Origin of the sequence: Chitinophaga varians, assembly GCF_012641275.1 — a bacterium.
In the GTDB taxonomy this organism is placed as follows: Bacteria; Bacteroidota; Bacteroidia; order Chitinophagales; family Chitinophagaceae; genus Chitinophaga; species Chitinophaga varians_A.
On the sequence record NZ_JABAIA010000004.1, the window covers coordinates 445,743 to 469,332 of the forward strand.

The following is a 23,590-nucleotide window of genomic DNA, read 5'->3' on the forward strand; positions in this document are numbered from 1 at the left end:
ATTGCCGGTTAAAATTTAATGTTGATACCGAAATTGAAAATCTTCATAATGGGATAAGCTCCTCCCCAGGCCTCGGGGTCGAGGTCTTTCCTGACATCATAAATTTCCGCCCAGGTAAGCAGGTTCAACCCATTGGCAAACAGTCGTACGGAAGGAAGGCCAATCCTGCGGGATAGTTTTTCAGGGAAAGTGTAGCCTATCTCTACGTTTTTGAGGCGTACAAAATCGTTATCCTTCAACCAAAAAGAGGAGGGCTGGGTATTATTGGTATTGTTGCCCAGCCATAGCCTCGGTTGTTTAGCCGTTTCGGCGGTAGCTGTTGTAAACCGGCCCAGGTTATATTCATAGGCATTATTCTGTCCGCTGTTTCCAAAGCCGTTCATGAAATCGCCGTTTAAGGTACTCTGACGATTGAGCGTACCCTGGATAAGTACCGAAAGATCAAGGCCTTTAAAGCTAAAGCCGGTATAGAGACCATAGTATATCGTGGGTTTTGCATTGCCAATCGGTCCCTGGTCGTCAACTGTGATCTGACCGTCGCCGTTGCGGTCCAGGTAACGTATATCGCCGGGCCTCAGCGATGATTTAGGTGAGGAAGGCATTACTGCGGTAGCGGGGTCATTGATTTCGTCATAGGATTTAAACAGGCCGGTTGCGGTATAGCCATATTGCAGTCCTACCGGCATCCCGGTCGTGACCTGATAATCGTAGTTTTTAGGTAGTTCTCCATTATAAACCACCTTCGACTGCACAACAGAAAAATTACCGGAAACAAAATAACTGAACGCTTTTATGCGCTGCTGCCATTTGACTGAAATATCTGCGCCCCAGTAGTTGAACCGCTGGTAATTCTGTGTTGGATAGCCTGCGCCAAAAATGGCAGTTGTGAAGGTGGGGGCGGCAACAAGATCGTAGAACTTGTTGAAGAAGTAATCTGCTGTTATTGTCAGTTTGTTGTTCCAGAGACCAAGATCAATTCCAGCGTTCAGTTTTTTCGCTTTTTCAGGGCTCAGGCCTGTATTGGCGATCGCATTTTCTCCGGAGCTTTTGTCGAGAGAAGAGCCGGAGCCGAACCAATAGCCGTTGGCGTTGAAATAGGTCTGTATATAGGAAAAGTAACCGGCATTTACCTGGCCGGTCAATCCATAGTTCGCTCTCAGTTTGAGAAGGCTGATGAAAGGCAGGTTGCGGCTGATGAACGCTTCCTTATGCAGGTTCCAGCCAATACCTCCGGCCCAGTATGTTGCCCAGCGTTTTGATGGCGCCAGCCAGTTGTAGCCTCCATAGCTGACCGCGCCTTCGGCCACGTATTTATCATCAAAACTATAGTTCAGTTTACCTGAATAAGCGGTGTAGTTTTCCGGCAGGTTCGTGGTGTTGAATGCCAGTTTGCTTTGCTGGTTGGCAACTGTCAATATGGAAAGAGCGTGCTTTTTAAAAGCCCGGTCATAAGCCAGTGCTCCTTCCAGGTACACGATGCGGGACCTTTCATTCAGACTGCCCCTGGTTGTTTGTTCTGTTGTTGATCCATACTTCGTATAGGCTCCATTCAGGTACTGGTATACTTCAAAGTTTTTATCCCGTATAGTTGAATAATAGGCTGTATTGTTATTGGAGGCTTTTGCTGTGAGAACAAGACCTTTTGTCAATACATCAAGTTTCTGCGTGACCTCCAGGTCAACCGCCATATCTCTTACATCCTGGAACTGATATCCCCTGGCGACGGCCTGTCCCCATATGTTGGCATTGCCCTGGTATTTGTCGCTGCCCCCGAAGGAGCCGTCGGGATTGAAAACAGGATAGGCGAGTTGGGGCGTGTTTAATAAAGATGAAAAAATATTTGACACGCCTCCGCCGGGTTGGTTGTAACGCTGAAAGCGGCCGAAGAGGTTCAGCTGCACAAAAGTCACCGGTGTTACATCAACGCCTACATTTGAACGCAGCGCGTACCTGTTCAACTGGGCGTTTGTATTGTACTTATTATCGTCGCTGGTCCTGATAATACCATTTTCCCGCACATTGTCCAGGTCAACGAAATACCTGAAGCCTTTTCCACTGCCCTGGAGGTTAAGATTATAACGGGATATGCCGGCTCTTTTCCGGAGAACGGTATTGTACCAGTCTACATCGGGATATGTATAAGGGTCTGTATGATGTTGATAGGCATCAATTTGGGCCTGTGTATATTGTGGCGGGATGGCGACGTTGCCTGCATCATTTTGCCTGGCTTCATTATACAGCGTGGCATATTGCCAGGCCGGCAATGGTTTGGGCATGGCGGTCGGCGTTTCAAAGCCCGATTGGGCGGTAAATGAAATGCGGGGTTTGCCGATATCTCCTTTTTTGGTTCTGATGGAGATGATACCGTACGAAGAGCGTTGTCCGAACATTACCGTCGATAGTGCGTCCTTTAATACGGTAATGGATTCAATTTGTTCCGGATCAATGGACTGGTATCCCCGTTCAACTCCGTCAATCAGTATTATTTGCGCTCTTGCCCCGCGGATGTTGAAGCCCATTCCATTGCCGTCCAGGCCCGGGCCACCACTGCTGAAATAGATATTTAAACCTGGTATGCGGCCAGGCAATGCCTGTAAAAACTGAGGACTTGGCGTGGTGACTAACTGGTTGGTATACACTGTTACGGCAGACTGGAGCAATCTGTTTTTGGCTTGTTCTCCATAGAGGACCGGAACGGTGGTGGTTTCTGTGACAGCCGCCGTTTTTGTATCAGCCTTCGTTGTATCGGCCAATTGCGCCCTGGCGGAAGAAAACAGCAACAGCATAGCCGGAAGGACCAGGCGGACCTTACAGCACACTTGCCTTCCTATACCAGAAGGTAGCAGCACACCTGCGGTTAGATTTCTTTTCATAGTGGAAGTTTATAAAGACAAGAAGTTCTCTGTCAGGGCCAAAACCGCTTTTAGCCCTGATCATTACAATTGGAATTTTTGATGGATTATCTGATCAGTTAATTCTTTTTCATAGTGGACGAAGTGATTGAACAGTTTTCTTTTCGCATAGAAGTTTTTCCGGTATCCTGTTTTGTTTGCGTCAGCAGGTTGCAAACGCATTATAGTTTTTCCATGCTTTGCATCTTGTAGGTTTTACCGCTTTGTGTTTGTAGTTCGTATATATAATAACCTTGCTTCGCTGTGCTTTTTACCGGGCTTCCGGCTGCTGTCACCGGAACGGCTGTACGAATTTTACAGGGTTCTCCGTTGGCGGACCTGATGGTGAAACTTGTCAACCGGCCGTTGCGCCAGTTAATGTCTGCCTCAAATCCTCCCCGGGCGCGCAATCCGCTCACGGAGCCATCAGGCCATGCGGCCGGAAGGGCTGGCAGGATATCAATTACATAAGCATATGTGCCATCCCGGGTGGTGTATGTTTCATGGCTCTGCAACAGCATTTCGGTGATGCCGCTGACGGCACCGAAATTGCCATCGATCTGAAAGGGAGGATGCGCGTCAAAGAGGTTGGGATAGGTACCGCCGGCATCGGCCATCACAGTTTTCAGCTGTGTGGTGGGTCGAAGCTGATAGGACAGCAGCCGGTGGGCATGATCGCCGTTGCGCAGCCTGGCCCAAAAATTCTCCTTCCAGGCGATGGACCACCCGGTGCCGTCATCGCCCCGCAGTTCGAGTGTACGTTTGGCAGCAGCGGCCAGTTCCGGTGTCTGGAAAACAGTTACCTGATGGCCGGGATGGAGCGGGAACAGATGCGACACGTGCCTGTGGTGCGGATCATCGGTGTTAAGGTCCCAGTCCTTGTTCCATTCTTCCAGCTGGCCTCCCTTGCCTGTTCTCAGAGGGCTTATGTTGTCCCTGGCTGCTATCAGTTTTTTTCTGAACGCTTCGTCGGTATGGAGTATACGGCAGGCCACGGCCACATTATCGAACAGGTCCCAGACGATTGCTTTTTCCATAGTGGCGCCTTCCGTAACACTGCCTTTTTGTTTGTCGTCTGTGATAAAATTATTTTCGGGAGATGTGGAAGGAGAGGTGACCAGGTGCCCTGCCGCATCTTTGATCATGGTGGCCAGATAGAATGCTGCGGCGCCTTTCAGTACCGGGTAAATTTTTTCCAGATAGCGGATATCCCTGCCGAAGGCATAGTGCTCCCACAGATGCTGGCATGCCCAGCCGCTGCCACCGGCAAACACGCCCCATGGCAGGGCGGCTCCGGGGCTTGTCCATCCCCAGCCGTTGGTCGTATAGCCATAGCACCAACCAGGGGTGTCGGGCCCGAAATACGCTTTGGCTGTTTTGCTGCCGGGAGCCACGAGGGCGGTGGTAAGCCGGATCATGGGTCCATGCAGTTCGCTCAGGTTCGTAGGCTCCGCCGGCCAGTAATTCATCTGGTAATTGATGTTGGACTTATAGTCACATTTCCAGGGCAGATCGAACCCGTCGCCCCACAGACCCTGTGAATTGGAAGGCAGCTGATTGGCGGGGCGACTGGAAGATATCAGCAGGTACCGGCCATATTGATAGAACAGCGCGGCAAATCCCGGATCTTTTTTTCCATCGCCGTAATTGCGAAGCCGCTCATCTGTCGGGAGCGAGTCTGCCGCGGCGCCCAGATCGATGCTGACCCTGTTGAACAATCTTTCATAATCGGCGGTATGAGTTGCTTTTAACCGGCTATATCCTTTACTGATGGCTTGTTGCAGCCGCAAGGTTGTTTTCCGGTGCGGATGCTCTCCTTTGAAGCCTTTGTCATAATCCAGAACGTAGGAAGTGCCGGCTGATACATAAAGGGTGAGTTCCCGGGCGTTCCTGACAGTGATGCTGTCGCTGCCGCCCTCGATAAGGCCGTCGGTAACAGCTGCCAGTTGTACTTCAAAATCAAGTGCAGGACCGGTATTGCCTGTCATGATCAGTTTATTGGGCGCTTCGAACCTGGTCTGCGACTTTTCTTTCCGGTGAAGGAAAATGCTGACTGCCATCGGCGTGTTGCCGTCGGCTTTGATGTGATGGACCAGCACACTGTCCGCAGCACTTGAAAATGTTTCCCGTGTATAGGTGGTCCCTGATTGATTGAAACTTACTCCCGAAATCGCCTGTTCTATGTCCAGCCACCGCCTGTATGAGCTGGTGGGCGCTGCAGATTCATAATGAAGAAAAATATCCCCCAGGGTCTGATAGGAAGAATAGTAGGGCGCCGGGGAGGTCATATACCGGGCGGTAAGCTCCTGCGCTTTTTTATATTGCTCTTGTCGTATAGCCGTCCGGATGGTATCCAGGAATTTATAGGCGTCTTTTCTGTCAGCGTCGGGTTGCGGACTGCCGGACCAGACAGTAATGTCGTTTAGCTGCAGGCGGTCATGGCCCGTACCGCCAAACACCATAGCGCCCAATGTGCCGTTACCCACCGGCAGTGCTTCGATCCATTCTTTTGCGGGATACCTGTACCAAAGTGAAAGCGGATGTTTTTGCCCCGAAATGCTCCGTGGGACCGTCAGTACCAAAAAAATGACAATAAGTATTTTAAATGTCAAATTGACTCTTAACATGAAAATTTGATTTTGGTGCTTATTACAGGTATAGTCCCCGAAAGCATATCTCTGCTATAAAAGCCTGGCTGGTTCATTGATCGTTTTCCAACAGCGGCGGGTTGATACGTTTGCTGTGCCCAGATCCTTCCTGTTGGCTTTCCCGACCAAAATACAGCGGAATGAATTAAAAATTGTCGTTTAGACAAAAATTACTATTATACACCCTGAATTATGAGACTGTCCCCCCTCGCTGCCCGTTTTTCCCGGAGTAAATTGTAACAAAGGACAGGGGGTGAATTCGTAATTCGGCCGATCAACCAAAGTAGAACAGTATTTTTCAATTTCACGGGATGAAAAAACTTGTAATGTGCTGCATGTTACTATTTGCTGCAGCGTTCCACGTATCCGGTTTCTCCGCCGGCGATAACCCTTATCATGTTATTTCATACCTGGGCATAGAGCAGGGGTTGTCAAATAATGCGGTCCGTTGTGTGTTCCAGGACCATAAAGGATTTATGTGGTTTGGTACCTATGACGGCCTGAACAGGTACGATGGCAATGTGTTTAAGGTGTTCCGCAACAGGTTCAATGACAGCAGTTCCCTGGTAAATAACTGGGTTTTTACGATCAATGAAGATTTACAATACAAATTATGGATCGGCACAAGACAGGGAATTAATATCTATGATCATGTTTCCGGGAAATTCAGCAGCGTACAGTACCAGGTGGCAGGTACCACCCGGTTGGAGCGGATAACTGCCGTGGTGCGGGACATTAAGAGAGATGCGAAAGGAAACATGTTGATCGGAACAGAGAACCTGGGCCTGTTGTTTTGTGCCGCAGGAACATATACCGCCGTCCAGGTGCCATTGTATGCTAACGGCCAGCGGCTGGCATTCTACGATGCAGGAGGTATTGAGATAACCGGCAATGGAGCGGTGTGGTGCTTTGTACAGGGCAGGGGACTATGCAGGGCAAACGGCAATATTACCGCCATTCAGATAGTGAACGCTGCTTTCCCGACGGCAGACTGTATGAAGGCTGACAGAGATCTGTTATGGATAGGCACGCCCAACGGATTATTGAAATACGCCGTGTCCTCCAATCAGTACCTGGAGTCATTTACAGAAGAAAACGGAAAACTGTCTTATAATAAGGTGTCAGGCCTGTATCTCGACAAAAGCGGAAGGCTTTGGGTGGCCACTAACGGTGGGGGCATAGACATCATCCGTACGGAAAACGGGGCCAGGGAAGAAAACATTCCGGCCGGCAATAGCAACTACACCCTGGCGAGTGGCTCCGTCAGCGCGGTTTACGAAGATACGGACGGCCGCAAATGGATCGGGACACTGAGGGGCGGGATCAATATCATAGATCCCAAGAAAGACAGGTTTCGGTCTGTGCTGCATGATCCGCTGAACAGCAACAGCCTTGTCAGTAATTTCATTTTTGCATTTTGTGAAGAAAACGATAGTACCATCTGGGTAGGAACAGATGGTGGCGGTCTAAGCCGGTGGCAAAGGAAAACCGGACAGTTTACCAATTTTAGTCACCGCCCGGGAGTGCCGGCATCTCTCAGCGATAACTTTGTAACGAACGTGCAATGCGATCATGAACAGAACATCTGGGTCTCCACGTTCTGGGGTGGTATCAACAGGTTCGACCGGAAAACAAATTCCTTCCGGCATTACAGGCTGGCTTACCCAAATAACCGGAACGAGAGTAAAACCGTGTACCTGCTTTATAAAGACAGCCACAATACCTTATGGGCCGGAACATTCGGCAGAGGCGCGTTGTACAGGGGAGCACTGTACCAGTATGACCGGCGGCAGGATACGTTTAAGCTCACAGACGACAAGCTGACAGATCTCTTCACCATGAAAGAAGACCGCTCCGGACAGCTGTGGGCAGGTGATCTTCGCAGTCTGATAAAAATTGACCCGCAGCATCATAACAATATCAGCTACATGCTCGGTAATCCGGTAAGGGCCATTCACGAAGACCGCAAAGGCCGTTTCTGGGTGGGCACGGAAGGCGGTGGGTTGCTGCTGTTTGACCGCGCACAGGGAACATTGCTAAAGCGCTATACGGCGGCAGAGGGATTGTGTAACAATGCCGTGCTGAATATCCTGGAAGACGAAACTGGCGATCTCTGGATCAGTACTTTTTACGGAATCTCCAGGTTTAACCCCGACCGGGAAATTTTTACCAATTTTTATCAGGGAGACGGGCTGTCCAGTAATCAATTCAGCTACAATGCAGCCCTGAGGCTTCAATCCGGAGAATTGATGTTCGGTGGGATCAAGGGAGTGGACCTGTTCCGGCCTTCCAATATCCTGGCATCCGGTGAAAAACTTAAAATGTTGTTCACGGATATTCATGTCAACAATATGCCCATCGGGAAAAAGGCGGGTTATATTGATGAACAACAGGGCGATAACATTCGTAAAATCAAAGTACCATTCCGCGAGGCCGTTTTTACCTTCGACTTCGCCGCGCTGGATTATTCCACCGCTGATAAAATATCCTATGCCTATTATATGGACGGCTGGGACAAAGACTGGAACCAGAGCGGCAACAGCAGAACAGCCACTTACACGCATCTCGCCGCCGGACATTACACGTTCCGGGTAAAAAGCACCAATGCGGAAGGACAATGGATAAACAACGAAATCAGCCTGGAGATAACCGTGTTGCCTCCCTGGTATGCCTCCTGGTGGGCCTTCTTTTTATACCTGCTGATAGTCATGGCCCTGGCGATAGTGTACATCACCTATAAAACAAAACAACGAAAGCTCAGGTACCAGGTGGCCATGGCCAATATGAATGCCGAAAAGGAAAGAGAACTCAATGAAAAGAAAATAGCTTTCTTTACCAACGTATCGCATGAATTTCGTACACCTCTCACGCTGATCATCAACCCGGTGAAAGACCTGATGCAGGAACAGGGCCCTGATGGAAAACATCAGCGGGAGTTTACTACAATATATCGCAATGCACGGCGCTTGCTGCGTTTGCTGGACCAGTTGCTGCTGTTCAGAAGGGCAGACAGTGACATCGATAAAATGAAACCGGCCCGCGTTAACCTCACTGAACTCTGCAGGGATGTGTTTCTGTCGTTTGAACAACAGGCACAGTCAGCCAGCCAGGCATATTCCTTTGACGATGGCGGGGGAGAATTGTGGATCATCGGAGACAGGGAGAAACTGGAAACAGCGCTTTTTAATCTGTTATCGAATGCTTTTAAATATACACCTGCCGGCGGCAGTGTGGCAATGAAGCTGCATCATGCCGACGATCAGGTGGAGATAACCATCGCCGATACAGGATATGGTATTCCGGCGGAGAGCAGCCGTCATGTATTTGAGAAATTCTATCGCTCGGAAGGGAGCGCATCTGCCGGAAAATCAGGATTCGGCATCGGGCTGTACCTGGTAAAAAAGTTTGTTGAACTGCACCATGGAACAGTGAGTTTTGAAAGTGAAGAAAGTAAGGGCACCCTCTTCACAGTTGTTTTACCTTGCTGCACAGATCAGCCGGACCATGAACAGGACAATGCCGCTCCTGCAGACAAAACCGGTTTCCTGGAAGCTATGGCGGAAGAGAAACTGGAAGTTGCTTCGCCGGAAGAGCCGGACGGAGAGGAAATCAGCACGCTGATCACATCTAAGCAGACGATGCTGATCGTAGATGATGATATACAGATACGACAGTATATTTCCGGCATGTTCCGGTCAACTTTTCATATTGAGGAAGCCGGCGATGGAAAGGAAGGACTGGAAAAAGCCATGACCACGCTGCCTGATGTGGTCATCAGTGATATCCGGATGGAAACCATGTCGGGGCTGGAGCTTTGTAAAGAAATCAAACAGAATACGCTGCTGAACCATATCCCGGTCATCCTGCTCACAGGCTCTTCTGCGGAAGAAGGAAAGCTGGCAAGCGCTGAAGTAGGCAGCGACTATTATATCACGAAACCGTTTGAAAGGGAACTGTTGGCAGCAACAGTACACAGCATACTGCAAACGAGAGACAACCTGCGTAACTATTTTCTGAATGAAGTGACCCTCCGTAAAAATGATTTAAGGGTTTCAGGCGAGTACAAACAGTTCGTGGAAAAATGCATGGCTATTGTGGAAGCCAATCTTGACAATGAAGATTTTACGATTAAGGTGCTGGCCAGGGAAATAGGGATGAGTTATTCTTCGGTATATAAAAAGATACGGCAGGTGTCGGGAGAATCGCTGCGGGGGTTTGTCCGCTTCATCCGCCTGAGAAAAGCGGCTGAACTGATGATCAACACAAGTCTCAATATTAATGAAATAGGTTTCCAGGTGGGCATCAATGATGTTAAATACTTCCGGGAGCAGTTCAACAAGCTGTTTGGGATGAACCCCTCCGAGTATATACGACGTTACCGGAAAGTGTTTGAAGATAAATATAAACTGGAAAAAATAGAGGCGCGTAAAAAAGGGGCGCACCGGAAGAAAGTCTGATATCGGTTACTGTGAATCCACCGGCAAAAGGGGCATATACTTTCCGGAATTCATGTTTCACCCCCCTTTTTATGCGAGTACTCCCCTTATAATTGGAGGCTGCGGGTATTTATTTTGTACCTCGGCGGCAGCCTTTGTTCAGGTGAAGGCCCGTTTGCCGCCGGAGCCGGGCTTCTCCCGGACAGTCCGAAATTATTGACCGATAAAATTTGGAAATGAGTAAAATGTTTTTTGGGTTAAAGTCGGGTATTATGCCGGCGCTCATGTGCCTGTTGCTGTGCGGACAGCTTTCAGCACAAAGGAGTTATTCCATCGTATCTCCCGGCCGCACGACGGTTTTAACAACAGGTGCTCCTGATGGGAAACCGGGCTATCAGCTATCTTTCAAAGGGAAAAAAATTACTGGCTGGTCAGCACTCGATATCGCTGTTGATGGTGTTTCACTGCGCAACGCTAAAATTACCCGCTATGATAAGCCGGTACTGCACCGGGAATCTTTTGCCAGTCCGCTGGGAGAGCAGGACTCCCTGCATAGTGTTTACCAGCAGGCGAGGTTATACCTTCAAACCACTGCCAGTCTTTCTGTGACCATTGATTTCCGCGTGATGGACAGCAGCGTGGCATTCCGTTACGCTGTCACTGCTACGGATGCTGCGCCACATGCACTCCGTGAGTTCACCACGTTCGCCTTTCCTGCTTCCCCGCTCATCTACCAATACAACCAGGAGTCCGTTTTCACGCCAACAAGCGTGGACACCTTCAGTGCTACAACGGACCTGCCGGTGACCATGGAATCGGATGGAATGTATTGCCAGGTAGGGGAAGCGGTGAACTTTAACTATACGAAAGCCGAATTGGCGCGTGGCGCAGATGGAAATACGCTGGCGGTAAAATTTCCGCAAGACACCGCCGTACTGTTTCAACGGCATCTTGAAACACCCTGGAGGACCGTGAGCGTGGCCGGTTCAGCCATCGCGCTTGCGCACTGCCGCAGCCTGGACCTGAAACTGGCGGGGGCGCCTGCGCCGGGAGACTGGTCATGGATCAGGCCCGGAAAACTTATCCGTGCCCAGCTAAATACACAGAGCGGCCTGGATTGCATCGATTTTGCCGTGAAGCATCATTTTCAGTATATCATGTTTGACGCGGGGTGGTATGGCGCAGAGTTCCGCTCTTCATCCGATCCCACGCAGGTAATCCCGGCAATTGATTTGCCGAAAGTGATTGCATATGGTAAGCAGCACAATATCGGTGTTATCCTGTACGTAAACTATATAGGGCTGAAAGCCAGGCTGGACGAAATTCTTCCGCTTTATAAGCAGTGGGGGGTGGCGGGTCTTAAATTCGGCTTTGTGGACGGGCTTACGCAATCAGGCCTTACCTGGCTGTTGCAGGCAGTGCAAAAGGTGCAGCAATACGGCTTTGTGCTGAACATCCACGATAATTATAAACCGACGGGCCTCAGCAGGACCTACCCCGTACTGTTGACACAGGAAGGCATCAGGGGCAATGAAAACAGTCCTGACGCATTGCATAACACTACGCTTCCCTTCACCCGTTACCTTGCAGGCGCCGCAGATTTTACCTATTGTTTTCCTAATCCGAAAAACAGCTTTTCAAAGCATATCAAAGTTTCAAAAGGGCAGCAGCTGGCGCTGAGCGTAGTTTATTACAGCCCGCTGCAGGCAATATTCTGGTATGGTCAGCCGAATGATTACACCAATGAGGAGGAGATAGAATTCTATAATTATGTGCCAACCACCTGGAGTGAATCGCATTACCTGGCGGGAGATATCGGCAAGGGCATAGCGGTGGCCAGAAGGAAGGCAGATACCTGGTATGTGGGCTGTGCTGCCGGTTTACAGGATTGGCAGTCCACGCTTGACCTGTCCTTTCTACGTCCCGGTATTTCCTACACGGTGACTGTTTATGAAGATGACGATCACCAATCCATCAGGAAGAGAACACTGCGGCTCACCAACGTTGATAAGCTGCCGGTAAAAATTGCTGCCAAAGGCGGACAGGCATTCATTTTCAGACCGGCAGGCCATGAGTAAGGCGTATATTTTATGGCTGTTGATGATGATTTTTTCCGGTGTGGCCATGCGTGTATTGGCGCAGGCGCCTGGATTTGCGCACCCCGGCCTGCTGCACAGCAATGCTGACCTGCAACGAATGAAGATAGCCGTTGCGGGGAAACGGTCACCCATATACGAAGGTTACACGGTTTTTGAGAAAAGTCCTTTTTCTCACGCTGATTATCAAATGAAAGGACCGCTGGCCTCAGTAGGAAGAAATCCTACGGTAGGCCAGGCTGATTACGACAGCGATGCCAATGCCGCCTATCAGAACGCGATCATGTGGGCCATCACAGGAGATAAGCGATATGCGCAAACAGCCATTCGCATTATTGATGCCTGGAGTAATACACTGCTGTCGGTAACCGGGAGGGATGCCGTGCTGATGGCGGGCCTTGGTCCCTTTAAAATGGTGAATGCTGCGGAGATCATCCGGTACAGCGATGCGGGATGGCCTGATGTGGCCGTAAAGCATGCGGAACAACATTTTCTCCGGGCGATCTATCCCGTTCTTGCGGAGTTTGCACCTTTTGCAAATGGTAACTGGGACGATGCAGCACTTAAAACAGTGATGGCCATCGGTATTTTCTGTAATGACCGGGAAATTTTTGAGAGCGCTGTTCGCTACTACGTAAATGGCTGGGGCAATGGCAGCCTTACCCATTATGTTATCAATGATACCGGCCAGGTGCAGGAAACAGGGCGGGACCAGGCGCATACGCAGCTCGGTATCGGCATGCTGGCAGAATGCTGTGAAATGGCCTGGCACCAGGGATTAAATCTCTATGCCTACGCCAACAACCGCCTGCTGAAAGGATTTGAATACACCGCGAAATATAACCTGGGCTATAACGATATCCCCTATACGCCAATGCTTGACCGTACCGGTAAATACCGCCATACACATCCTTCGGAAATAGCGCGTGGCAATCTGCGCGCGGTGTACGAGCAGGTATATAACCACTATGTGCACAGGGTAGGCCTTCCGGCGCCATTTACAAAAGCGGCCGCAGACAGGCTGCGGCCGGAAGGACCGGGGATGCCTGGTGCGGACCACCCGGGCTATGGCACCCTGTTTTATACAGTCAGCCCGGCCACTGACAGGGCGGATACCCTTCCTCTCTCCGTGGAAATACCTGCCGGCCTGGTTTTGACAGCAAAGCGTGATACAGGCATACTGACATGGGTAACACTTCGTGGTGTTTCGTCCTATCTCATCAAACGCGCGGAAAACAAAGAAGGTCCATATAGAAAAATCGGCGTTGCTGCCGGAAATTCTTTCCGTGACAGCAGTATGAAAAGAGGCGTTATATCTTACTATACAGTCACCGGGGTGCGGGATGGAAGAGAATCGGAAGCGTCTTTGCCGGTATCGCTGGCTGGTGGCGGACTGCCTGCAGGGTGGCGCAACAGCGATATTGGAAATACCGGGACGCCCGGCTATGCGCTGCACGATGGTGGCCTGATGCGGATAGAAGCTGGTGGCGTGTTCGCGGATACGTTGCCGGAGGCTGTAAATTACACTTACCGGGAACTGATGAGCAATACAGCGATGACGATCCAGGTATGCCCGCAACCCAGTTCCCAGTTTACGGCAGTTGGCCTGATGATCAGGTCTGATCTGCAACCGGGCAGTCCGTTCGTTGCACTGATGCTTTACCCGGCTAAAACAAAGGAAATAGAAGCTCCCCGATGGGCGATGCAGTTGATACAACGGGGAAATCAAGGAGCAACCGTATCTGTTTTAGCACAGCAACCATTGGAGCAGCCTGCGGTAACATACGGCCGTTTAACAGGGCCTTGCTGGTTGAAAGTGGCCCGGTCGGGCGATACCATAACTGGTTTCGGGTCTTACGACGGGATTAAATGGGAACCGCTGGGGACGGTCCGCTGGCCTGCCGGAAAAAGGGCGCTGACAGGCATAGCTGCCGCTTCAAATATTGCTGCTACCACTACCGTCCGGGTACGGTTACAGTAAAGAAAATCGGGAATGCTTCCTGCGAAGCATTCCCGATAACTGATGAAGTGTTTATCAATGAATGATCACCTTTTTGGTAACACTGAATGTTTTTGAATTAATCCTCACCAGGTAGAATCCTGCCTTCAGCCCTGAGTCGACCTCTATCTTTTTCCCGCCGTAAGCTTTCTTTTCGTAGAGTATTCTGCCCTGGTCATCGGAAATGTTTACGACCACATTGTCCGAAAGTTCCGGAAGCGTAATGGTAAACCTGCCTGCATTGGCGGGATTAGGATACACGCTGATGGCATCTTCGGTGATATTGGCCGTGGATGATACTTTGGCAGAACTGTTCACGGTGATAGTAAAGTTCTGTGTGCTTTGGCATCCTCCGCTATTGGTATAGGTAGCCACATAATTTCCTGCCTGGCTGGACTGGACGTTTGAAATGTATATTTCGCGTGTGCCTGCGCTGAAATTATTCGGTCCGCTCCAGCTCCATGATCCTCCCTGTACAGGCTGAGGGCCAAACTGCACTGTGCCGCCTGCGGATAAAGATGCATTGGCTGTCTGCTGCCAGGTGCCACCATTCACTTGTGTGTATGGTGTGATGGCAGTAGGCGTGCAGGCCGTGGAGGGATCTCCGTAAACAATACCTCTGCCTGCTGTGCTCATGTATACTCTTCCGAAGACATTCATATCGCCCTGCACAAATTGCCCGTTGCCCGGACCTCCATATTCATGCGCATCATCATTTACACGGACCCATGACGCGCCCTGGTCTGTTGAGCGATATACTCCTCTGACATTATTGATGGTGCCCCAAATGTAGATCGCCGGATAGTTTGTTCCGGGAGCAGCCACTCCAAAACCAACGGCCCCGCAGTTGCTGACGCCGCTGATGGTTGAAAACGATTGGGCTGAGTTGGTTGAACGGACCAGCCCTCCATTATTCAAGGCTATCCAGACATGCCCTTCCATGCCCGGCGCCAGCCGGATGATTTTGGAGCCGCCGCCCGCAACGGAACCGGCCTGAGAAAAGGAAGATCCGCCGTTGGTACTTACCATGACGGCTCCGTTTCCCGGGTTATATGCATAGAATTTATTGGAGTTGACAGGATCGCCTACCGGCCGTGCTTCATTAAAACTTAAACCACTTACCGCCGCCCAGGAAGCACCGTTATTGGTGGACCGGTAAGTAACAGACGACTCCTTCGGGGAATGCAAAACAGTATTGCCATTGGCAGATAGTGCCACCTGCCCGTGAGAGCCATTCATGCTGTTTTGGGTCCAGGTCACTCCCATATTATTGGAGTAATACATCGCATTGCCTACCCGGACGATTTTGTTTGTATTTTGAGCGGCTACTGCCAATCCGCTGGTGGTGCCCATTTGCGGATTGTGAATAGGGGCGTACTGGCTGAGATTAGTGGAGTGCCTGAACCCATCATAGTCACCAATAACAGATAAGGCAGGGCCATTGGGAATACTTTCCAGGCCGAGCGGCACTGTTTCCTCCAGTCCTTTTACGGCGAACCGCCAGGTACCGCTGCTGCTGATGTTATCGTTTCTGAAAATGCCATTGCCCGAAGTGACCCACACTCTTTCTGTGTTAAAAGGATCAAACTCTATTGAACCCGCCCAATGGATGGCATGCCCGCTCACCCAGGTGATACCGTCGGGGTCCAGGGAGAATCCGCGGTCCACCACGTCTACCCAACTTGCACCTCCGTTGGTGCTCAGGAACATTCTGTCGCCCCAGGCGCCGTTTTGGTTCATATAGGTGTTGATCGTGGAAGCCACGATCCTGTTAGGATTACCGGGATCAACGCTGATGCCACCGAACGCCTTGTTGAATCCGGAAGGTGTGATGTTTGTCCACGCGCCTGTGGAAATATTATACTTCCAGATCTGTCCGTTGTCCATAGGCTCCGGTAGCGACCAATGCCCGCTCGGTCCTGCACCGTTGCCATAAGTGAGATAAAGGTTTCCGTTACCGGACAGAACTGCCCGATGCGGCATAAAGCTGGTGGTAGCGCCGGAAACGGCAGCAAAAGACTGTCCGCCGTTGTCGCTTCGGTACAGGTTTGTACTGCCGCTGCGTGAAACGCCGACAATGATTCTTTGGGTGGCGCCGCCCGCGGCGCTGCTGCCGTCCAGGACCACAAAACTTATCCCGTTTTCATTGGGAGTGGTGGTTACGTCCAGTGAGCTTAGCCTGCTCCAGGTAGCACCGGCGTCGGTGCTTCTGAATAATCCGTTCCACCGGGTGCCGCAGTACAGGATGTTGCTGTTGTTGGGATCTACTACCAGCTTTTCACCTGCCTGCCGTCCCATGCCGTTGCCATGTGCCTTGAATTGTGAGGAGACATCGGTCTGAGTAAAAGTGTTGCCATAATCGTCAGACCGGAGAATGGCCGTTCTGCCGTTGTTGAAATAGGAAATGCCTACCAGCATGTAGACCCTGTTTGGTTTTTGCGGGTCTATCGCCAACGACTCTACGCCGAGGAAACCGACTTCATTGTCCGATACCCAGTCCAACAAGGGGACCCAGCTCGAAGTGGAGGCGTTCCAGCGGTAGGCGCCTCCTACGTCTGTACGGGCATACACCAGGTTTTGTTCGGTCTTACTGGGAATGATGGCGGAAACAAATCCGCCGCCGCCAATAGCTACGCTCTTCCAGGTGTAGCCGGCCGCGTTTTGCGCTTTTGCTTCATAGTGCTGTAATGCAATACATACGGACAGTAAACAGAAGAAGGCAGATGTCTTTTGCCTGAGCCGGGAAAGGGCTTTAAAGGACATACATTGTCTGAAAACAAAAAGCATTGTAAACTTTTGTTCAAATGGTGTGGGTAAATTGGTTTTCATAAAGGTTAAGTGGTTTAGGTAAATCCGGCCTGGTATCAACGGTCCATTGATCTTGCGCCGTATAATTACGCCTGTACCGGCGCCGCCTCATCGGCTGCTACAGCAGTATTCATATTTTGATGGTAGTGACAAGGCTCCTGAAGCCGGGACCAGCAGACGTTTTTTCATAACGGGAATTCTTTCTCTTGACAAGATGGTGGTAAAACTAATGAGATGTTCCTGAAAACAGGGTATTCAAATGTTGCAGATTACGACAGAAAATGTTGCAGATACTGGTTTTCAGAAGGTTTTGATGGTGCCGGTACAAAAAAGTTGCAGGGCATCCCTGCAACTTTTTTGTGGTTGTAATGCTTTCTCAGTAGCCAGGGTTTTGCACCATCTTCGGGTTCCGGTCTATTACATCCTGTGGCACCGGGTTCAGGTACATTTTCCGGGTGAACACATGCGGGTGGTTCAGCGGCACAATTTCGTACTTCCACACACCGGAGTTGTTATCAGGTACGGTATTGCTGATTTTCATCGCGTGTTTGTCGACGTTCATCACGGTATTAGCTGTTTTCCAGCGAATGATATCATAAAAACGTTTGTTTTCAAAGCAGAGCTCCACTCTTCTTTCCTGGTAGATGGCCGCCCGCATGTCCGCCTGTGACAGGCCCGGGGAAAGGTCGGGCAGGCCGGCTCTTTTACGGATTTGATTAATAGCGGCATATACGGAGGCGTCGGGGCCGGTGGCTTCGTTTTGTGCTTCTGCGTATCCCAGCAGCACTTCCGCATAGCGGTAGTAGATGAAGTTGGCGCCGCTTACTGCGCCGCCGCCGGGCCGTACCAGTGGGTTAAGCCGCTTTTTGAAGTAGTAGCCGGTATTTGTCACATCGTCTGTTCCAAAATCGATCTGGTTTTTGGAGGGATGTACTTTGTCTATGCGGGTGTATATAGTATCGCCTTTGTCCATCCAGGTCATTTTATAGGGGGCGCCATCGTAAACGATCCAGTCGTAAAAGCGTTTCTCCCGGCCAACGTACGGGTGTTGCGGATCATAGCCGGAAGCGGGATCGGTGATGGGTTTTCCGTTGGCCATAAAAAACTGGTCCACCAGCTCCTGGGTGGGGCAGTAGTTGCCCCAGGTGTAGTAGGCGCCATTGATCCATACGGGGCCGCCGTATTGTTCAAAAGACGATCCCATTGTGTTGGCCACTACCTGCCGGTCCCATACCACTTCTGAATGATATTCGTTGGCTTCGTACCAGATGGCGGAGGGATCAGGGAATAGGTCGTAGGCCTTGCCATTGCCATAGTCGTCGATGAACTGTTTAAAAGTGGCGGCGGCCTTAGCCCAGCGCTGGAGGTCATAGTTATTGTAGCCGGCTACTTTATAGGGGTCGTTGCCTGCGGCGGGTTGCGCGTCATTGAAGGCGGGGCTGGCGGCGTACAGCTCCACCCATCCTTTCAGTGCAAGCGCGGCGCCCAGGGTGGCCCTGCCGGCGTTTGCATCGCCCTTGTTGTATTTGGGCGGGAGGTGACCGTCTTTAACGACGGAATCCAGTTGCGACGTGATAAAATCCACTGTCTCCGCAAAGCTGCTCCTGGGCGTATAGATAGCGGCGCTGTCCATCGTCCGCCTTTCTGCGGGCGCCGTAATGATAGGCAGCCCGCCAATATGCATCCACAATTCACTGTAGAAAAAAGCGCGGATAAACCGGGCTTCGTCGAGCCGTTTGTTCAACCACTCCGGGGAGAAGTTTTGGGCGTTTTTACGCACAGCGGCAATGAACGTGTTGCATTTGCGGATATTGGTAAAGATGGCCGGCCAGTTGGTAAGGTCGCCGGAGCCGGTGATACCGCCCCATATCGTATAGTCGTTGGAGGAGGCTTCCACGATGCCCTGCTTCCAGTTATAGGAAGTATAGTAGAAGCCGGCATCGTTGTCGTCGGTAAAATTGTCCAGGTTTTCCGGCTGGTTCCAATAGTTGGGCAATGCGCTGTAGATATCGTTAAGGAAAAGGTCCGCATTGCCTTCGTTGCTCCACTGGATGTCGTCTGTGAGCTTGGTCTTATCTGTATTTTCCAGGAAATCCTTTTTGCACGACAGGACGCTGAGCAACAATAGTACTATGGGCAAAAGAATGATATATCGCTTCATAATCATTTTGTTTGACAGGATGAATCTAAAAAGTGGCATTGAGCCCAAATACAAATACCTTCTGGTTAGGATAGGCTGTTTCCAGGTCGGTGTAACCTACTTCCGGGTCCATGAATTTCATCTTGCTGATGGTGAGAAGGTTTTGTCCGGAGAAATAACAGCGGAGGCGCTGCATCTTCATCGCTTTGGAAATGCCGGCAGGAAGCGTATATCCGAGCACGGCTGTTTTTAAACGGAGATATCCTGTTTTCATCATCCAGAAATCAGAGTTCTGGGTGTTGTTGGCGTAGGGCGACTGGTTGGCGCGAGGGTATTTACCATCGGGTGTTTGAGGTGTCCAGTGGTTGTTATAATATTCATACGCGGAATTACTGTTGTTGTTGTTGAAGGGGACCGTCTGAAACCCCCGGATATTCAGGCTGGCCAGCGCAGATCCCTGGAAGAACAGGCTAAGGTCAAACCCTTTCCAGGAGGCGCTGGGCGTAAAACCGTAAGTGATGAAAGGATATACCGGATTACCGATCACTACTTCATCGTAGGAATCTATTTTACCGTCAGGCTTGCCATTGGGGCCGCTGATATCAGCATAGCGGATGTCGCCGGGATGAAGCACGCCAAACTGGGTAACGTTGTAGCCGTCTTCGGCGTTGATAATGCCATCATTGTTTTTATCATCTGCCGCGGTGAACAGTCCCAGCGCATGATAGCCGAACTGTGTGCCGGTAGGCCTGCCTGTTCTGCTGCGGTTGGGATTGTCGCGCGTAGCGGCGGTTTCAAACACCTGGACCATTTTATTTTTGGCGTAGCTGAAATTACCGTTCAGGTTTACCTGCAGGCCGTTGGAAAAGCGGCGGCTGGTGCCAACGGAAACTTCGATGCCCCGGTTTTCCATGATGCCTGCGTTTTCATCAGAGAGGTTCAGTCCATATTCCACGGGTACGGTCACGGCCGGAGGCAGCAGCATGCCTGTTCTTCGTTCGTGGAAATAATCAGCTTCTATGGTGAGCAGTCCATGCCAGAAGGTAGCGTCCAGGCCGATATCAGTTTTGGTGGATATCTCCCAGGTGATATTGGGATTAGGTTCCCGGGTGATGTTGGAGCCTTGTACCATACTGCCGTTGCCGAAAGCATAGGCGTTACCGTACAGGTTATAGCCGTTCAGGTACTGATATGCGGCACCGGCGAGATTACCTGATTTACCCCAGGAGGCCCTGAGTTTGAGGTAGCTCAGGGTAGAGCCAAGGCCTGCCATGAAGTTTTCTTCCGAGATGATCCACCCGGCGGAGAAGGCCGGAAAATAGCCCCAGCGTTTACCGGGAGCGAAGTAGTAATGCCCGTCGTACCGGCCGGCTGCTTCAAAAAGATATTTATGGTCGTAGACATAACCCAGGCGGTACACAAATCCAAGCTGACTGCCGGTGACCGTAGAGCCATTGTTGTCGAAATCATTTTTGTTGGAGCTGCCCATGCCCAGCTCGTCGATGTTTACCGCAAAATTATTCCGCCGTGCGGAGAAGCCGGTAGAATCGTTCCTGCGGGCTTCTGCCACCACAAGGCCGGTGATGTCGTGTTTCCCGAAGTTATTGTGATAGTTGAGATATCCCTGGTAGGTGAAGTACCGGTTTTTGGAATACTCCTGGTTTAGCCAGGTATATGGTGCGGCGCTTCCTTCGGAGGTGGATATCTGTTTCGTATAGCTGTAAGGGGTAGTGGCAGTATTCTGCGAGTAAAAATAAAACGGCGTATGCCATCCTTTAACCGTAAAGTCATTCGGGTCATAGCTGAAAGTTCCTTTAATGCTCAGCCCTTTGATGAACGGCAGTTGTTGTTCCACGGCAAGCGTGGTAAGGAGGGACGTTGCATCGCGGCGGGAGTATCCCGCATTGAGAATACCTACCGGCGAGTTGCCGGCAAATTCGCCCCAGAGGCCGTTGCTATAGTAAAGGTTGGTGATGGGGATCAGCTTGTAGGCACTGCGGAACAACTGCCCCGGCGTAGTGGCCGCGTCCACGCTGTTGGTCTGCTGAACGGCCCCTATCAGTGACAGTGATACAGTGGTGGTAGGAGTGGCGCTGACTTCCATGTTGACGTTATAATCATAACGCCTGTAGTTTATCGGGTCAAACATCCCGTCCTGTTTAAGGAAGCCGATGCCGGCATAGTACCGTACTACTTTGGTGCCGCCGCTTAACTGCAGGTTGTAGTTTTGAATGGGCGCATGCATCCGTACCAGGTCTTTGGTGTTGCTGATAGGATATTTGTCCGGGTCTTTGGCGTTCAGGTCTGCATATGAGTTGATGAAATCATCAGCAAAAGGTTGCTGTGTGCCGCCGGGGTTTTCATTCCGGTAGGCTTCATTGCGCAGGCGCATATAGTCCTGTGCGTTCAGCATTTTAGGGTAGTAGGTGGGCGTTTGCCAGCCGTAATAGGCGTTGAGTGACAATGACGGCATACCTGTCTGCCCGCGTTTAGTGGTGATCAGTATTACGCCGTTGGCGCCGCCTAACCCATATGGCGCTACTGCGGCGGCATCTTTTAACACGGTAACAGAAGCGATGGAGCTGGGAGAAATTTCGTTGATGTTGTTACGGATGATACCGTCCACTACGATCAGCGGCGAGTTGTTGCCGGTGGTGGCAATACCCCTGATATGTATATCGGGGTTGTCTCTTCCCGGCTGGCCTCCGTTGGGGCGCATGCTGATGCCGGAAACATTTCCGGCCAGTGAATTGGAGATATTGGTGACGGGTGCCTTGGCCAGTTCTTTTCCCTGCACTGCTGCCACAGAGGCGGTAGAGGAGGTTTTTTTCTGTGTGCCGTAGCCCACTACCACGACTTCGTTCAGGCCGCTGGCGCTTTCTTTCAGGATGACAGTGATCGGATCGGCGGTACTGATGATTTCTGTTTGTTCGTAGCCTACGTAACTGAATACCAATGTGACGCCGGTGCCGGCCTGTAGTTCAAAGTGGCCGGTTTCGTTGGTCATGGTACCGGTAGTGGTGCCTTTTACTTTTACGGACACGCCGATGAGTGGTTCACCGCGTTCGTTTTTAACGGTGCCGCTTATTTTGGCAGCGGCGGTCCCGGATGCTATCACGATAGCATCGTTGTCCATCACGGTGTAGTGCAGTGTGGTGCCGGCGAAAGTCTGGGAAAGCAGTTGTTCCACGGAGGCATTTTCCGCATGGATAGATACCGGAGGTTTTTCCGGCAGGATGTCGTCGTTGTAGATAAGCCGGTACCGGCTTTTTTGTTGAATGGTTTTCAGTACTGTTTTAATGCTGACTTTCTCCAGGGAGATGCTGATCTTTTCCTGGCTGGCAGAGGTGGCAGATACGGGTATGCTGGCGATGAACAGCAAAGACACAGCAAATATGGCCCGCAGCCCGCCATGGAGGCTTTTATTGAAAGCCCATAGGAACATTAGTTTCATAACATGGAATGTAAAGGGTGAAGGAAAGTAAAGCGGGTGAATGTGTAACGTTTTTTAGGTCATAAAAAATTATTTTTTGAAGATGAAAAATGGATTAATTACTGATATGCACCGCTTTCCCGTCAATCCGGTAGTGAAAGGGGCGTGACAGCTGAAGCATTTTCAGCGCTTCGTCTGCCGATTCTGTATCGATGATGCCGGAAAACCGCAGCTGTTGCAGGCCGGGCGAGTCAAAATAAAAAGTGATGCCGTACCACCGGTTCATTTTATCGGCCAGTTCAGCAAATGTGTTGTTGTCGAATGTCAGTTTATGGTTTAACCAGGATATTTCTGCGGGCAGGCCGCTGCTGTCTTTTTCCAGGTGTTTGGGCTGGAGAACGGCAGGCTGGCGGGATACCGGTACTGTCAGTTTTTCATCAGGGCGCAGTACTACGGTTTTATCCTGGAACGATACGGCAATTTTACCGCGTACCAATGTGGCAGATACAGCGCTGTCGCTGCTATAGGCTTTTACGTTAAAGGCGGTGCCGAGCACACGGATGTTGACTTTGCCGGCGTGGATAATAAAAGGAATGCCCTCGCTTTGGGCAATATCAAAGAAGGCTTCTCCGGTGAGGGTGATTTCGCGGTGTTGTTTGCCGAAGCCGTTTTTTTCATAGTGAAGTTGTGTGTTGCTGTTGAGCCATACGATGGAGCCATCGGGAAGCGGCACCCTGGATTTGCCGCCGGGAGAGGAACTGATTTGTTGTAATGCGGGGCCGGGTGGACGTAAAAAATGCCAGGCGGCCCAGGTGGCTGTCAACACCGCTGCCGCTGCGGCCGTGGCCAGCAGTCTGCGTACAGGACGATGCCGGCGGGGCTGTTGCAGTTGTGGTGCTACTGCGCCCCAGATGCGTTTGTAGCTGTCATGGCGGTCTGCCACTTCCTGTATAGGTGTTTGCCAGACAGCCGCGGAAACATCCCGGAAAGCAGTTCCCTCCGGATGGTCGTCCACCAGCGCGTCCAGCTCTGACAGTTCAGAAGGGGAGATGTCGCCGCTCAGTTGTTTGCCGAGTAATGTCCATATGCGATCGTTGTCCATAACCGAATGAAAATGATGGAATGATGAGTGTCTGGTG

The 23,590-nt window shown here is 50.9% G+C and carries 9 protein-coding genes; 3 read left to right on the forward strand and 6 right to left on the reverse strand.

What is annotated here, in order from left to right; all coding sequences use genetic code 11:
* Window positions 1–8: 8 nt before the first annotated feature.
* Both HGH92_RS31205 and HGH92_RS31210 read right to left on the reverse strand, forming a co-directional pair.
* Entirely contained in the window at window positions 9–2,873 is a 2,865-nt protein-coding gene (locus HGH92_RS31205) for a SusC/RagA family TonB-linked outer membrane protein (protein WP_168874768.1), read from the reverse strand.
* A 200-nt stretch (window positions 2,874–3,073) separates the two neighbouring features.
* Entirely contained in the window at window positions 3,074–5,518 is a 2,445-nt protein-coding gene (locus tag HGH92_RS31210) for a glycosyl hydrolase family 95 catalytic domain-containing protein (protein WP_168874769.1), read from the reverse strand.
* Between the two features lie 356 nt (window positions 5,519–5,874).
* On the opposite strand from HGH92_RS31210, the gene HGH92_RS31215 reads away from it, so the two are divergent.
* From HGH92_RS31215 to HGH92_RS31225, 3 genes are all read left to right on the forward strand, one after another.
* Window positions 5,875–9,996 (forward strand): two-component regulator propeller domain-containing protein, encoded by a 4,122-nt coding sequence (locus HGH92_RS31215; RefSeq protein ID WP_168874770.1) that lies wholly within the window; start codon window positions 5,875–5,877, stop codon window positions 9,994–9,996.
* Between the two features lie 215 nt (window positions 9,997–10,211).
* Window positions 10,212–12,053: a glycoside hydrolase family 97 protein gene (locus HGH92_RS31220; RefSeq protein WP_168874771.1), complete on the forward strand. Its 1,842-nt coding sequence runs from the start codon at window positions 10,212–10,214 to the stop codon at window positions 12,051–12,053.
* Window positions 12,046–14,052 carry an alginate lyase family protein gene (locus tag HGH92_RS31225; RefSeq protein ID WP_168874772.1) on the forward strand — a complete coding sequence of 669 codons (2,007 nt, stop codon included), beginning with the start codon at window positions 12,046–12,048 and terminating at the stop codon, window positions 14,050–14,052. Before HGH92_RS31220 ends, HGH92_RS31225 begins: the two co-directional genes overlap by 8 nt.
* 54 nt (window positions 14,053–14,106) lie before the next feature.
* On the opposite strand, the gene HGH92_RS31230 is transcribed toward HGH92_RS31225, so the two are convergent.
* From HGH92_RS31230 to HGH92_RS31245, 4 genes are all read right to left on the reverse strand, one after another.
* Window positions 14,107–16,899, reverse strand: coding sequence for a T9SS type A sorting domain-containing protein (locus HGH92_RS31230; protein ID WP_168874773.1), 2,793 nt, complete (start codon window positions 16,897–16,899; stop codon window positions 14,107–14,109).
* A 355-nt stretch (window positions 16,900–17,254) separates the two neighbouring features.
* The gene (locus HGH92_RS31235; RefSeq protein ID WP_168874774.1) at window positions 17,255–19,039 is read right to left on the reverse strand and encodes a RagB/SusD family nutrient uptake outer membrane protein; all 1,785 of its coding nucleotides are present in this window, start codon (window positions 19,037–19,039) and stop codon (window positions 17,255–17,257) included.
* A 25-nt stretch (window positions 19,040–19,064) separates the two neighbouring features.
* Entirely contained in the window at window positions 19,065–22,472 is a 3,408-nt protein-coding gene (locus HGH92_RS31240; protein ID WP_247655097.1) for a TonB-dependent receptor, read from the reverse strand.
* Between the two features lie 94 nt (window positions 22,473–22,566).
* Window positions 22,567–23,553, reverse strand: coding sequence for a FecR family protein (locus HGH92_RS31245; RefSeq protein WP_168874775.1), 987 nt, complete (start codon window positions 23,551–23,553; stop codon window positions 22,567–22,569).
* Window positions 23,554–23,590: the final 37 nt, after the last annotated feature.

Excerpts from the sequence above, each read along its gene's own strand:
- HGH92_RS31205 (WP_168874768.1), bottom strand. The coding sequence starts at position 2,873 with ATGAAAAGAAATCTAACCGCAGGTGTGCTGCTACCTTCTGGTATAGGA.
- HGH92_RS31210 (WP_168874769.1), bottom strand. The coding sequence starts at position 5,518 with ATGTTAAGAGTCAATTTGACATTTAAAATACTTATTGTCATTTTTTTG.
- HGH92_RS31215 (WP_168874770.1), top strand. The coding sequence starts at position 5,875 with ATGTTACTATTTGCTGCAGCGTTCCACGTATCCGGTTTCTCCGCCGGC.
- HGH92_RS31220 (WP_168874771.1), top strand. The coding sequence starts at position 10,212 with ATGAGTAAAATGTTTTTTGGGTTAAAGTCGGGTATTATGCCGGCGCTC.
- HGH92_RS31225 (WP_168874772.1), top strand. The coding sequence starts at position 12,046 with ATGAGTAAGGCGTATATTTTATGGCTGTTGATGATGATTTTTTCCGGT.
- HGH92_RS31230 (WP_168874773.1), bottom strand. The coding sequence starts at position 16,899 with ATGAAAACCAATTTACCCACACCATTTGAACAAAAGTTTACAATGCTT.
- HGH92_RS31235 (WP_168874774.1), bottom strand. The coding sequence starts at position 19,039 with ATGAAGCGATATATCATTCTTTTGCCCATAGTACTATTGTTGCTCAGC.
- HGH92_RS31240 (WP_247655097.1), bottom strand. The coding sequence starts at position 22,472 with ATGAAACTAATGTTCCTATGGGCTTTCAATAAAAGCCTCCATGGCGGG.
- HGH92_RS31245 (WP_168874775.1), bottom strand. The coding sequence starts at position 23,553 with ATGGACAACGATCGCATATGGACATTACTCGGCAAACAACTGAGCGGC.